Source organism: Hoeflea prorocentri (genome assembly GCF_027944115.1).
Taxonomy (GTDB): domain Bacteria; phylum Pseudomonadota; class Alphaproteobacteria; order Rhizobiales; family Rhizobiaceae; genus Hoeflea_A; species Hoeflea_A prorocentri.
Map to the genome: position 1 here is coordinate 189,302 of NZ_JAPJZI010000001.1, position 13,103 is coordinate 202,404.

Annotated in this window: 11 protein-coding genes; 8 read left to right on the forward strand and 3 right to left on the reverse strand. The window is 57.2% G+C overall.

Annotated features, from left to right (window positions below; genetic code table 11):
• The first annotated feature begins 1 nt into the window (after nucleotide 1).
• The 6 genes from tilS to OQ273_RS00940 all read left to right on the forward strand — a co-directional run bounded on the left by tilS (nucleotide 2) and on the right by OQ273_RS00940 (nucleotide 7,272).
• On the forward strand, nucleotides 2-1,330 hold the full coding sequence (gene tilS, locus OQ273_RS00915) for a tRNA lysidine(34) synthetase TilS (RefSeq protein ID WP_267988588.1): 1,329 nt from the start codon (nucleotides 2-4) through the stop codon (nucleotides 1,328-1,330).
• A gap of 271 nt (nucleotides 1,331-1,601) precedes the next feature.
• Entirely contained in the window at nucleotides 1,602-3,542 is a 1,941-nt protein-coding gene (gene ftsH, locus OQ273_RS00920; protein WP_267988589.1) for an ATP-dependent zinc metalloprotease FtsH, read from the forward strand.
• 140 nt (nucleotides 3,543-3,682) lie between these two features.
• A complete protein-coding gene (gene glmM, locus OQ273_RS00925; protein WP_267988590.1) occupies nucleotides 3,683-5,035 on the forward strand; it encodes a phosphoglucosamine mutase in 1,353 nt (450 codons plus the stop codon).
• A gap of 23 nt (nucleotides 5,036-5,058) precedes the next feature.
• Nucleotides 5,059-5,193: a hypothetical protein gene (locus OQ273_RS00930; protein WP_267988591.1), complete on the forward strand. Its 135-nt coding sequence runs from the start codon at nucleotides 5,059-5,061 to the stop codon at nucleotides 5,191-5,193.
• A gap of 167 nt (nucleotides 5,194-5,360) precedes the next feature.
• On the forward strand, nucleotides 5,361-6,224 hold the full coding sequence (locus OQ273_RS00935; RefSeq protein WP_267988592.1) for an outer membrane protein: 864 nt from the start codon (nucleotides 5,361-5,363) through the stop codon (nucleotides 6,222-6,224).
• 211 nt (nucleotides 6,225-6,435) lie between these two features.
• Complete coding sequence (locus OQ273_RS00940) at nucleotides 6,436-7,272, forward strand: outer membrane protein (protein ID WP_267988593.1); 837 nt, start codon at nucleotides 6,436-6,438, stop codon at nucleotides 7,270-7,272.
• 154 nt (nucleotides 7,273-7,426) lie between these two features.
• On the opposite strand, the gene OQ273_RS00945 is transcribed toward OQ273_RS00940, so the two are convergent.
• Nucleotides 7,427-8,233: an FkbM family methyltransferase gene (locus tag OQ273_RS00945; RefSeq protein ID WP_267988594.1), complete on the reverse strand. Its 807-nt coding sequence runs from the start codon at nucleotides 8,231-8,233 to the stop codon at nucleotides 7,427-7,429.
• A gap of 161 nt (nucleotides 8,234-8,394) precedes the next feature.
• Nucleotides 8,395-8,952 carry an SH3 domain-containing protein gene (locus OQ273_RS00950; RefSeq protein ID WP_267988595.1) on the reverse strand — a complete coding sequence of 186 codons (558 nt, stop codon included), beginning with the start codon at nucleotides 8,950-8,952 and terminating at the stop codon, nucleotides 8,395-8,397.
• A gap of 217 nt (nucleotides 8,953-9,169) precedes the next feature.
• Here OQ273_RS00950 and OQ273_RS00955 point away from each other — a divergent pair, with 217 nt between their 5' ends.
• Together OQ273_RS00955 and serA are read left to right on the forward strand one after the other, a co-directional pair.
• Complete coding sequence (locus OQ273_RS00955; RefSeq protein WP_267988596.1) at nucleotides 9,170-10,345, forward strand: phosphoserine transaminase; 1,176 nt, start codon at nucleotides 9,170-9,172, stop codon at nucleotides 10,343-10,345.
• 70 nt (nucleotides 10,346-10,415) lie between these two features.
• Nucleotides 10,416-12,011: a phosphoglycerate dehydrogenase gene (gene serA / locus OQ273_RS00960; protein WP_267988597.1), complete on the forward strand. Its 1,596-nt coding sequence runs from the start codon at nucleotides 10,416-10,418 to the stop codon at nucleotides 12,009-12,011.
• 15 nt (nucleotides 12,012-12,026) lie between these two features.
• Here serA and OQ273_RS00965 read toward each other — a convergent pair whose 3' ends face one another.
• On the reverse strand, nucleotides 12,027-12,917 hold the full coding sequence (locus tag OQ273_RS00965; protein WP_267988598.1) for a DMT family transporter: 891 nt from the start codon (nucleotides 12,915-12,917) through the stop codon (nucleotides 12,027-12,029).
• Nucleotides 12,918-13,103: the final 186 nt, after the last annotated feature.

The following is a 13,103-nucleotide window of genomic DNA, read 5'->3' on the forward strand; positions in this document are numbered from 1 at the left end:
GGTGCCAGACGTTCGTCCAGAAGCAGAAATTGACGATTTCATCTCCCGGCTCGGGACGCTGAAGGTTCTTTGTGTCGCGGTTTCCGGCGGCAGCGATTCCACCGCACTCCTGCATCTTCTCCATCAACGCATGCCCTCCATCAGCGAGACACGCCTTGTCGCGGTCACGATTGACCACGCATTACGGCCGGATTCCGCGCAAGAGGCGGCCAAGGTTGCCGAGTTTTGCAAGCTGCGCGGCATAGAACATCGCATCAAGATATGGACAGGGGAAAAACCCGCATCCGGGCTGCAGGATGCGGCGCGCAATGTTCGCTACGAACTGCTTCGGGAAGCGGCCCTGGAGCTTGAGACCAATGCCGTCGTAACCGCACATACGCGCGACGACCAGATCGAAACGATCAGAATGCGGCAACAGCGGGCGGCCGGTCGCGGACTGTCCGGCATGGCGGGCAGGGTTTTGTTCAGGCGCGATTGCTGGATCATGCGGCCGTTTCTACGTGTCCGGAAACAGGCGCTGCGCGACGTGCTGACGGCGGCGCAGATCGGCTGGAGCGAGGACCCGAGCAATCGCGACCGCCGGTTCGAACGCGTCCGTATTCGCCAGGCGCAGAACGAGCCGGGCGCGGACATGGAGCTTTTGTCGATGGTCGAGGCAATGGCCGATGCCCGGCAAAAGGACAATATGCGATTGGCGAGGTTCCTCAGTGAGGGCACGCGTGTCCATGGTGATATGGTCGTCGAGCTTCCGCTGGTTCCTGAAGGCCTTTCGGATGTGCTTCAGCAGGCGGTGGCGATGATGGCTGCCCTGATGGGGGGAAGGGCCTATCTGCCGGGTGCACGATCGCAGGATCAGATCGCCCGGCTGATCGCCGGCGGCGGGCCGCCGCGGGTCAATCTCAGCCGTTCGGTGATCGACCGGCGGGCAAACCGCATTTTTATCTACCGGGAGCGGCGGTCTCTTCCCAAACTCGAACTCGCACCCGGCGCCAGCGCCGTCTGGGACGGCCGTTACCGGATTAAGAACGACTACAAGCGGCGAACCGTTTCGATCGGGCCGATGGGCGACAATCCGCCGCGGCTGGCCGAAAGTCTGCCCGGTGATGTGCCGCGTGGCGTGATTTCGCGGTCTGCCCGCTCCATGCCAGGACTGATCGATCCCAAGGGTACGCCGGGGGCTCTGACGGGAGCCGACAGAGCCGAAAGCCGGGTCTCTTGCATACGCCATTTTGTCCATTTCGATCAGTTTTTGCCGGATTTTGACCGCGTTGTGGCGGATGAGTGTGCCCGTCTCTTCGGCTGTTCGCCCTATCCTGTGCCGCCTGCCTGAGGTGAAACCAACCCATCCGGCAGGCGGATGGACCCGTTTTTGCCTGATTTGACGCTTAGTCTCGTATATGAGGACGCTGTCGTTTTCGCCTTTATGCCGTGTGCAGCCGGGGCATTCGATCAGCGCTTTAGGGATATGGGGCCGATAATTAAGGTTGATGCCACATGCAGGGCCCTTGCGGTCTTGGCAAGGGGCCTTCCGGGACCTATGTTGTCCATCAGATGAGTTTACCTGCCAAAAGGGCAGAGTTCCGGTAGTTTCGGGGAACCGTATGAACCCAAATTTCAGAAATTTCGCCCTCTGGGCAATCATTGCGCTGTTGTTGATTGCTCTGTTCAATATGTTTCAGGGGCCGAGCGAACGCAGCGCATCGCGTGAAATCAGCTATTCGGAGTTCCTTCAGGACGTCGATAATGGCCGTATCCGCAACGTCACCATCGTCGGCGACACCATTACCGGGGTGTATGCAGAGGGTGGAAAATCGTTCCAGACCTACTCCCCGGGCGATTCAGGACTTGTTCAAAGGCTTGAGGACCGCGGCGTCGGCATTACGGCAAAGCCCGAGGTTGACGGCTCGAACACGTTTTTCGGCTACCTGATCTCCTGGCTGCCCATTCTTCTGATCCTCGGCGTATGGATTTTCTTCATGCGGCAGATGCAGGGCGGCTCGCGGGGCGCCATGGGTTTCGGCAAATCGAAAGCCAAATTGCTGACTGAATCGCATGGGCGCGTGACGTTTGACGACGTTGCCGGTGTCGATGAAGCGAAAGAGGATCTGGAAGAGATCGTCGAATTCCTGCGTGACCCGCAGAAGTTCCAGCGCCTTGGCGGCCGCATTCCGCGTGGTGTTCTGCTTGTCGGACCGCCCGGTACCGGTAAGACGCTTCTTGCCCGTTCCGTCGCCGGTGAGGCGGCTGTGCCGTTCTTTACGATTTCCGGCTCGGATTTTGTCGAGATGTTTGTTGGCGTCGGCGCCAGCCGTGTGCGCGACATGTTTGAGCAGGCGAAGAAAAACGCCCCTTGCATCATCTTCATCGATGAAATCGACGCTGTTGGACGACACCGTGGTGCCGGCCTCGGCGGCGGCAATGACGAGCGCGAGCAAACGCTCAACCAGTTGCTGGTTGAGATGGACGGCTTCGAGGCGAATGAGGGTATTATCCTGATTGCCGCCACCAACCGTCCGGACGTGCTTGATCCGGCCCTGTTGCGTCCAGGCCGTTTCGACCGGCAGGTGGTCGTTCCCAATCCTGATATCATCGGCCGCGAACGTATCCTGAAAGTTCACGTACGCAATGTGCCGCTGGCACCGAACGTTGATCTCAAGGTCATCGCACGCGGCACGCCGGGCTTTTCCGGCGCCGACCTGATGAACCTCGTCAACGAAGCGGCGCTGATGGCGGCGCGGCGCAACAAGCGTCTCGTCACCATGCTGGAATTCGAAGATGCCAAGGACAAGGTGATGATGGGTGCGGAGCGCCGTTCCACCGCGATGACGCAGGAGGAAAAGAAGCTCACCGCCTATCACGAATCCGGTCACGCCATCGTTGCACTCAACGTGGAATCGTCCGATCCGGTTCACAAGGCAACCATTATTCCGCGTGGTCGCGCGCTTGGCATGGTCATGCAGTTGCCGGAAGGCGACCGCTATTCCATGAGCTACAAATATATGGTGTCGCGCCTTGCCATCATGATGGGCGGGCGGGTCGCAGAAGAGCTGACATTCGGCAAGGAAAACATCACATCCGGTGCAGCCTCCGATATCGAGCAGGCGACCAAGCTTGCGCGGGCCATGGTGACGCAATGGGGCTTTTCCGATGAACTCGGACAGGTCGCCTATGGCGAAAACCAGCAGGAAGTGTTCCTCGGTCATTCTGTTGCTCAGCAAAAGAATGTCTCGGAATCGACGGCGCAGAAGATCGACAGTGAAATCCATCGCCTGATTGATGATGCCTACGCAGCCGCCAGACGTATCCTGACGGAGAAGGAAAAGGACTTCAAAACGCTGGCTGAGGGTCTGCTCGAATATGAGACGCTTTCGGGCGACGAGATCAAGGCCCTGCTTCGCGGTGAGAAGCCTTCACGCGATATGGGTGATGACACGCCGCCCTCCCGTGGTTCTGCCGTGCCCACCGCCGGTGCGAAGAGCCCTGACGGCAAGGAGGAGCCGGACGACAAGCCGGATGCGGGTATGGAGCCGCAGCCTCAGTAACCCTACGTCAAGAAAAACTTGTGAAAATGGCCGCTTCGAGCGGCCTTTTTTGCTATATCGGCGTGTAACGAAATCTTACCGGCAAAGGCCGCGCCCTATGGTAGGGATGAAAATTGCCGACGGCGGCGCAGGGGAAAGTGATGTCACGTCAATATTTCGGAACGGACGGTATTCGTGGAAAATCCAACACATTCCCGATGACCCCCGATGTGGCTATGCGGGTCGGTCTTGCAGCCGGACGCGTCTTCCGGCGCGGTGATCACAGGCACCGGGTGGTGATCGGCAAGGATACCCGTCTGTCGGGCTATATGCTGGAAAACGCGCTTGTTGCGGGCTTCACCGCGGCCGGGATGGACGTCTTCCTCCTCGGTCCTATTCCGACGCCTGCGGTTGCAATGCTGACCCGGTCGCTGCGCTCAGATATCGGCGTGATGATTTCGGCTTCCCATAACCCCTTCGAGGATAACGGCATCAAGCTGTTCGGGCCGGACGGATACAAACTGTCCGATGAACTTGAGTTGCGCATTGAGCGTCTTGTCGATGCGAACATGGCCGATCTGCTGGCAAGTTCTCCAAATATCGGTCGCGCCAAGCGCATTGACGGCGTCCATGACCGCTATATCGAGTTCGCCAAACGGACGTTGCCACGCAATGTGTCTCTTGACGGACTGCGGGTCGCGATCGATTGCGCCAACGGTGCCGCCTACAAGGTCGCTCCGGCGGCGCTTTGGGAACTGGGTGCGGAAGTGGTGACTTTCGGCAATGAGCCCAATGGTCACAATATCAATCTGAATTGCGGCTCCACCCATCCGGTGACGCTGGCAAAGAAGGTTCACGAGGTGCGCGCCGATATCGGGATCGCGCTCGACGGCGATGCGGACCGTGTGCTGATCGTCGATGAGAAGGGAACGGTCATCGACGGTGATCAGCTGATGGCCGTGATCGCCGAATCCTGGGCCGGTGACGGACGTCTTTCCGGCAACGGCATTGTTGCGACCGTCATGTCCAATCTGGGACTTGAGCGATTTCTGTCGGAAAGGGATTTGGCCCTGGCGCGCACCAAGGTCGGTGACCGTTATGTGGTCGAACATATGAGAGCCAACGGCTTCAATGTCGGTGGCGAGCAATCCGGACATATCGTCATGTCAGACTTCGCGACGACCGGCGACGGGCTTGTCGCGGCTTTGCAGATCCTGGCCTGCGTGAAACGCATGGACCGGCCTGTGAGCGATGTGTGCCGCCGCTTTGAACCGGTGCCCCAGGTGCTGAAAAATGTCCGTATTTCAGGCGGCAAACCGCTTGAGGACAAGCACGTTAAACAGGCTGTCGAGGCTGCCGAGGACGAACTTGGGTCGAGTGGACGGCTCGTCATCCGTCCTTCGGGCACGGAGCCATTGATCCGCGTCATGGCTGAAGGGGACGACCAGGGCAAGGTCGAGCGAATTGTCGACCAGCTCGTGAGCGTCATTTCAGACGTGCGCAGCGCCGCCTGATCACCCCGCCTCGATAAAGGACAATGCGCGCCATTCAATCGCGCATCCGCCTGCTTTTCTTCGCTGCTGATATGGAAACGACGACCGCCATGGCCGCGGGCGACGTTTCTGTCGGGGTCGCGAAACTGTTCGAATTTTCAGAAAGCCTGAAAGTCTGAAGCCGGATTAATGTCTGAAAACAAAAAGAAATTTTCGATTCTTCGGTAAATGGACATAGATAACAGGCTCTTAACCTTTTTCAGCGACACTTCCGGTGTGTAACAGAAATTTCGCCACGGTACGGACATGGGGGTTCGACCGGTTTGGTGGGGCCTGGAGAAGTAAAATGAGAGTATTCCTGTTAGCAACCACAGCGGCACTTGCCGTCACACCGGTTTTCGCGGCCGACACGCCTGTCGCAGTACCCGCAGTTGAACCACAGCCCGTTCACTACGGCGAAATGCGCGGATCGCATGATCCGTGGGAAGGATTTTATGTCAAAGGCCAGGTGGGTTACCTGTGGCCGGAATTTCGCGGTGCAACCTATGCCGTGACCGGCGGCACGTCCGGGTTTGAAACTGGTGAGCTCGACAACACTTGGGCCGCCGGTATTGGAGCGGGTTTCCAGGTGAACCGGTATCTTAGAACAGAGCTGATGTTCGACTATATTTTTGATTCGGATTTCTATGGTTCCACGGTCGGTCAATGCGGTGTTGGCCCAGGTGGCGCTCTGGTCGATTGTACATCCACCGACACCACAAGCTGGAATGCGTACACGCTGATGGCCAGCCTTTATGTCGACCTTGATTTTTGGGAGCACCATTCCGCATGGGGCCACATTGTCCCGTTTGTCGGTGGTGGCATCGGTGGTAGCTATGTGAACTGGGATCGGCTCAACAACACTGCTTGTGAGATTGCTGATCCGACAAACTGCGAGACCATTTACCACGAGGGCGAAAGCTCCTGGCGCTTCGCCTGGCAGGTTGAAGCCGGTGCTTCTTACTACTTCCGTTGCGATTTCGCCGGTGAGGCATCCTATCGCTACCGCCGGATCGGCGAGGGTGGGATGTTCGGTTACGCCAGCTCCACAGGTCCTGGCCATGATCAGGGTATCAATGTGCAGTCGGTCAATCTCGGCCTGCGGTACTACCCCGGCCGCGACTGCGAGCCGCCTTATGTCCCGCCGCATGTCCCGCCGGTCTATAAATAAGACCAGCTGATATTATCGTTTCGAACCGCCCGGCTTGCCGGGCGGTTTTCGTTTGTCGGGCCGTTTTCGTCTCATGCATGGGTAACGATCGGTAAAGAAACGTGGTGAACGAACATGCTTAACCGCAACTTAACCAGTTTCGCCCATAGTTGGCTTATGGAATTTGCGTCGGGGGAATACCTGCCCCGAGACAGGCAGAGGAACTGGTTTAATGATGAAGAGTTTCATGTCCCGCTCACTGATCGCAGCGCTTCTGCTTGGAAGTTCAAGCGCCGCTCTTTCGGCCGACCTGGACAACATAATCTACGCGCCGGAATTGCCCAGAACGAAGCCGGTTGAAGTCGGCAATGGCTGGTATCTTCGCGGCGATGTCAGCTACGATTTCTCGACCAGCGGATCCGGCGACACATTCCGCACCTATGATGGTGTGAGCTACACCGCACGCAACTTCACGACGTCTTCGTTCGATACCGATTGGGGTGCCGGTATCGGCTTCGGCTACCAATTTTCCAACTGGCTGCGGGCCGAGGCTATGCTGAACTACCAGCAAGGAACGCTGGACGGCTCGTACTCCTCGGCCGTCGTGCCGTGTTCGACGCCCGTTTTAGGGACAGGATGTAGTGTTGTCGGGTCCGGTGAGTTCGATTCCTACAGCGCCATGACCAATGGTTACATCGACCTCGGGACTTACGCGGGTTTCACACCCTATGTCGGTGCGGGCGCCGGTATGACCTACGTAAGCTATGACTCATTCAATGCGCAGGAGACCTGTATCGGCGGTGCTTGTCCTGTGGCGCCGCCTGCTTCGGTCACACGGCCGGGTGAATCCGATTGGCGCTTCACCTATGCGCTGATGGCCGGCGTTGCCTACGAGTTCATGCGCAATCTGAAAGTCGATGTGGGCTACAGATACACCAATGTCAGTGGCGGAGACGCGTTCGGCTTTGACGGCACATCTGCTGCGGGGGGCGCGACCGGCGTTCAAGGGACCGACAACGGTTACAGCACGCACGCTGTCACGACTTCACTGCGTTACTCCCTTTGGTAGGGTTCGTATCCGATTGCTCGAGAAATTGGCGGGTCATTCGGCCCGCCTTTTCTTTTTCGGCAATTGGCGACTGATTGACGACGTCGCTCGCACGCAGCAGCTGTGGACGAAAACCAACAGACGGGCAAGAACAGAGCCAGGTGTCTTTGCCCCATCAGTACCCGATCACGTTCACAATATCATCTCTGATAAAAACGAAATTCGAGAAGATGTATATGTTTGAATAGGGACTTTTCGGGTCCCTTTTCTCCAAACGGTCCGGCAGCAATTGAAAGACTTCATACCCTTCCAGCAATCTTGCAAACGAGTACAGGCTCTTTTCCCTGAAAAGATGATGGATGTTGAACTCAATCTGAATCAGTTTCGGCCGCAATTCGCGGATGATTCTCTTTGAACCGGACAGAACCTCGTACTCATATCCTTCCGTGTCGATTTTGATCAGATCGATCCCGGTTACGTCGGGTTGGCCGTGAAAGAAAGTGTCCAGTGTCGTCACTTCAACTTCCTGGGAAAGGTCGTTGACGACAAAGGGAACGTTTTTCACCTCTTCTGAAAATGATGCATGAGACAGGGCGGAATCGCTGTAGTGAATCAACCGCCTTTCGTTCCTTTCTCCGACACCTTTTTCGATCGGAACAAAGCGACCATCAAATGTGTCCGTCAAGCCCGAGAGTGTTTCATAGGATGAAGGAAGGGGTTCGAACGCGAAAACCTTTGCCTGTGTGGCTTGCAAAAGCAGTTTTGAGTAGGCGCCAACATTTGCCCCGACGTCCACACAAACCCTGGGGTTTATTTTGTTGAGAACGGTCTCCACCAGATGTTGTTCACCGCTGACATGTTGGTTTTGCCATCGGTCATAACCTTTTTGCTGCAAAATATGAGAGAGGATAAGGTCCGGTTTCCTTTTGACCAGAGGCTGTATGAAAGTCCGGATGTAAGCCTTGCGCAACAGGTTACCCATCAGGTGGGCCAACCGGGAAATTCAGCGCGGGTGACAGGCACTGTGATGTGGGTCATCGAATACAAACCATTTGTCTTGCGTTTGAGCGGATGAGACACCCGCGGCACACGGTCACAATATTGAAACAAGGCGGCCGGAGGCCGCCTTTTTTGTCTAGGCCCTCAGTGACGGTGCCATCCGCCGTGGTGGTGTGGGGCGTAGAGCGGTCCATACGGCCCATAAGGATGATAGGGGTGATATGGATGGTACGGCCCGTATGGGTGGTAGGGGTGGTAGGGATGATACGGGTGATACGGATGATAAGGTCCGTAGGGCGCATAGGGGTGGTAGTAGCGGTTCCAGTAGGGATACCAGGGATAGTTCTGATAGTGGGCATGCCAGTAGGCCTGGTTGAAGACCACGATGCTGATTCCGATCGCGACCCCGACCTGTGGTGTCAGCACGACGCGCTGTCCGTTGTTGACGGTCAGGATATAGGAAGAGGCAATCCAGCCGCGAGCCGAATTCCACGAGATGTCGCACCAGTCATATCCGGACTGACAGCCATAGACTTCAATGGTTGCATCCTGGGGCAAGGTTGCTATCGCTGGATAATTCGTTCCGGGGCCGGCGCGCATATGCACAGTCGTTGTGGTGTAGCCGGTCGTCTGGGCAAGTGCAGCCGTCGCGATCAGCGGCAATATCAGGGTTAAAAGCGCTCGCGCGAAGTACATTCTCATGGAGAAGTCCAATCCACTTTGTTCAACCTGTCTTGATTAGATAGCCGGGTGCGTTGCGGGTCAAGCCGCGCATTGGCCTGTTATATATTTCCGCAAGCTGTTTTGCCCTGCGACGGCCGGTTGCGTTTTCAGGGTTGCGCTGTCCGGTTCTTTTGGCTATCCCCGCCAGTGGGACACCCCTCCCCAACGAGGGGCAACTATCTGGAAGGATAGCCAAATGACTGAGAATACAAAGCCGGACGTGCGTCCGGACAATCCCCGTTTTTCATCCGGACCTTGCACGAAGCGCCCCGGCTGGATGCCCGAAGCGCTCAAGGATGCCGCGTTGGGACGCTCCCATCGCGCCAAGATCGGCAAGGCCAAACTCAAACAGGCGATCGATGAGACCCGTGAGATACTCGGTGTGCCTGCCGACTATCGCATTGGTATTGTGCCTGCATCCGATACCGGTGCGGTGGAAATGGCGCTGTGGTCGATGCTCGGCGCGCGCGGCGTTCAGATGCTCGCCTGGGAATCTTTCGGCTCCGGCTGGGTCAGCGATGTCGTCAAACAGCTCAAGCTGCCGGATGCCGATGTTCTCGAGGCCGATTACGGTCATTTACCCGACCTCGAAAAGGTCGACTTTGCCCGTGATGTGGTTTTCACATGGAATGGCACCACCTCGGGGGTGTGTGTTCCAAATGGCGACTTTATTCCCGATGACCGGCAGGGGCTGACGATCTGCGATGCAACGTCCGCGGCGTTTGCCCAGGACCTTCCGTTCGAAAAGCTCGATGTTGTGACCTTCTCCTGGCAAAAGGTGCTTGGCGGCGAAGGCGGGCATGGTGTGCTGATTTTGAGTCCACGGGCTGTCGAACGCCTTGAAACTTACACGCCGCCATGGCCTTTGCCGAAAATCTTCTGCATGACCAAGGGCGGGAAGCTGATCGAGGGTATCTTCGAAGGCGCAACCATCAACACGCCCTCCATGCTTTGTGTCGAGGACTATCTGGACGCCCTGGCCTGGGCGAAGCATATCGGCGGCCTGCCGCAGCTTATGCGCCGCGCCGATGAAAATGCGGCGGTTATCGATGGTTTTGTGAAGCAATCGGACTGGATCGATTACCTCGCCGCCGATCCGGCGACCCGTTCGAATACGTCGGTGTGTCTCAAGATCGTCGATCCGCGTGTCGCAGCCCTGCCTGCGGCTGCGCAGGCCGCCTTCGCAAAGGGTCTGGCGGCCTCGCTCGAAAAGGAAGGCGTTGCCTATGATATCGGAGCCTACCGGGATGCGCCGGCGGGCTTGAGAATATGGGCAGGCGGAACGGTTGAAAAAACCGATCTCGAAGCGCTGATGCCGTGGCTCGAATGGGCTTTTGCGATGCAGATCGTCACTATTGAGTCAGCTGCCTGACTGAGTTTTGGGCCGCTGATGACGGCGGCCCGCTTTTACACCACATATCGCGATAGAGAGGGAGGCCATCATGGCACCGCGCGTACTTGTTTCCGACAAGCTTTCCGAAACCGCAGTTCAAATCTTCAAGGATCGCGGCATTGATGTCGATTTCCTGCCGGATGTTGGCAAGGACAAGGAGAAGCTGCTCGAGATCATCGATCAATATGATGGTCTCGCGATCCGTTCCGCAACAAAGGTAACATCCAAACTCATCGATGCGGCGAGCCGGCTCAAAGTGGTCGGCCGCGCCGGTATCGGCGTTGATAATGTCGAGATTCCGGCGGCTTCGCGCCGAGGCATTATCGTCATGAACACGCCGTTCGGGAACTCGATCACCACAGCAGAACATGCAATCGCCATGCTGATGGCCGTGGCGCGGCAGGTTCCGGCGGCCGATGTTTCCACCCAGGAAGGCAAATGGGAAAAGTCCCGTTTCATGGGTGTCGAAATCACCGGCAAGACACTGGGTGTTATCGGTTGCGGGAATATCGGCTCGGTTGCCGCGACGCGTGGGATTGGCCTCAAGATGCGGGTCATCGCGTTTGACCCGTTCCTTTCGGCCGAGCGGGCCGAGGAACTCGGCGTTGAAAAGGTTGAGCTGGACGAACTTCTCGCCCGGTCGGACTTTATCACGCTGCATGTTCCGCTCACCGACAAGACGCGGAACATCATCGACGCCGAGGCGATTGCCAAAATGAAAGATGGAGCGCGTGTCATCAACTGCGCGCGCGGCGGGCTTGTGGTCGAGGCCGATCTTGCCGAAGCCATCAAGTCCGGCAAGATTGCCGGCGCGGGGTTCGATGTGTTTGAACAGGAACCGGCGACCAACAGCCCGCTCTTCGGCCTTCCAAACGTTGTGTGCACGCCTCACCTTGGTGCGTCCACGAGTGAAGCGCAGGAAAATGTCGCCGTCCAGGTTGCCGAGCAGATGTCGGACTATCTGATCAAGGGTGCGGTCACCAATGCGATCAATATGCCATCGATCAGCGCGGAAGAAGCGCCTCGTCTCAAGCCGTTCGTCAAGCTGGCTGAAGTCCTGGGCGCCTTTGTCGGGCAGGTGACCGAAAGCGCTATCAAGGAAGTCGAGATTCTTTACGACGGATCGACCGCGCAGATGAACACCAAGGCGTTGACAAGCGCGGTGCTTGCGGGGCTCATCCGTCCTCAGGTGGCGGATGTGAACATGGTTTCAGCTCCGGTCATGGTGAAGGAGCGTGGTATCATTCTGTCAGAGGCGCGCCGCGACAAATCCGGGGTTTTCGACGGTTATATCAAGCTGACCGTCAATACCGCAAACCAGACACGGTCCATCGCCGGCACATGTTTTTCCGACGGCAAGCCGCGATTTATCCAGATCAAAGGCATTAATCTCGATGCCGAGGTAGGCGCCAATATGGTTTATACCACCAACGCGGATGCACCGGGGATCATCGGCCTTCTCGGAACCGTTTTTGGAACTGCCGGCGTAAATATTGCCAACTTCTCCCTCGGTCGCAACAAGCCGGGCGGCGATGCGATCGCGCTGCTCTATGTCGATGCGCCTGTCGATGAGAAGGTGCTGGATCTGGTGCGTGGCCATGCGGAAATTGAATCGGCAAAACCGCTCGTCTTTGACGTCGCTTGACGGGACCGTTTCGCCTCAGACCTGAGCGCGATCGGGTTTGTGCTCGGCGAGCGCTATACCGCCGAGCACAAGACCCAATGCGATCAGGTGGAACATTTCAAGCTGTTCGCCGAGCAGAAGAACGGCGAACAGCGTTCCGAAAATCGGCACCAGATTGATAAACAGGCCGCCACGGTTGGCGCCGATAATCGCCACACCCTTGATGAAGCAGGCCTGTGAGACGATCGACGGAAAAACCGCTGCAAACACTATGACAAACCAGCCTGTCATATCCGGCAAAATCAGGCTGCCGGACCATGCCTCAAACACCGTAAAGGGCGCGCCTCCGATAAGGGCACCCAGTGCAAGCGCGACCATCGCGCTGCTCCAGTGCAGTTTTGGCATCCAGCGCAGGGCAACCGTATAGGCTCCGTAAAACGAGATCGACAGGATCAGGAGCGCATCGCCATAGCCGACATCAAGGCTTAAAAGGCCCGGCAGATTGCCATTGGTGGCAACGAGCGCGACTCCGGTAATGGAGATGAAAAAGCCGATAATCTGGCTGTAACTGACCCTCTGGCCAAAAAGCAGGAAATTTGCTGCAAACACCAGCAGCGGCATTGCGGCCTGTTCGATGGCTCCGTTGATCGCACTGGTGTAGTTGAGCGCCAGATAGTAAAAATTGTTAAACAGAGCAAAACCGACAATTCCCATTCCCAGCAGAAACAGGAAATGGGCGCGCAGAACCGACCACTCACGTCGTAAATGCGGCAACGCGAATGGCAGCAAAAGCAGCAAAGCAAGGAGCCATCGACCGCTGGTCAGCAGGGCCGGGCTGACATGGCCGGCCGCAAACTTGCCGGCAACAGCGTTCCCGCCCCAGCCAAGCGTGGTGATGACCAGCAGAATATAGGCTTTGAGCGCCATTGAGTGTCCATTTAGGAGAAAACAGGCCGCAACTTGCTCGCAAAAGCTTTAAAAAGTCAACGCGATTTCGCCTTTTCCACTTGTCTGACCGCTCGGAGCGCGCTGGCGGTCTTCGGAGGGTTGGCGAAATTGCCAGGCGGCGATTTTACTTGCGTTGAACATGGGTTATAGATGCGCCGGTTTGGT

Bases quoted from the DNA above. Each gene is read 5' to 3' on its own strand.
- OQ273_RS00945 (WP_267988594.1), bottom strand. From the start codon at position 8,233: ATGGGTAACCTGTTGCGCAAGGCTTACATCCGGACTTTCATACAGCCT.
- OQ273_RS00955 (WP_267988596.1), top strand. From the start codon at position 9,170: ATGACTGAGAATACAAAGCCGGACGTGCGTCCGGACAATCCCCGTTTT.
- OQ273_RS00930 (WP_267988591.1), top strand. From the start codon at position 5,059: ATGCGCGCCATTCAATCGCGCATCCGCCTGCTTTTCTTCGCTGCTGAT.
- glmM (WP_267988590.1), top strand. From the start codon at position 3,683: ATGTCACGTCAATATTTCGGAACGGACGGTATTCGTGGAAAATCCAAC.
- OQ273_RS00935 (WP_267988592.1), top strand. From the start codon at position 5,361: ATGAGAGTATTCCTGTTAGCAACCACAGCGGCACTTGCCGTCACACCG.
- OQ273_RS00940 (WP_267988593.1), top strand. From the start codon at position 6,436: ATGATGAAGAGTTTCATGTCCCGCTCACTGATCGCAGCGCTTCTGCTT.
- ftsH (WP_267988589.1), top strand. From the start codon at position 1,602: ATGAACCCAAATTTCAGAAATTTCGCCCTCTGGGCAATCATTGCGCTG.
- OQ273_RS00965 (WP_267988598.1), bottom strand. From the start codon at position 12,917: ATGGCGCTCAAAGCCTATATTCTGCTGGTCATCACCACGCTTGGCTGG.
- serA (WP_267988597.1), top strand. From the start codon at position 10,416: ATGGCACCGCGCGTACTTGTTTCCGACAAGCTTTCCGAAACCGCAGTT.
- OQ273_RS00950 (WP_267988595.1), bottom strand. From the start codon at position 8,952: ATGAGAATGTACTTCGCGCGAGCGCTTTTAACCCTGATATTGCCGCTG.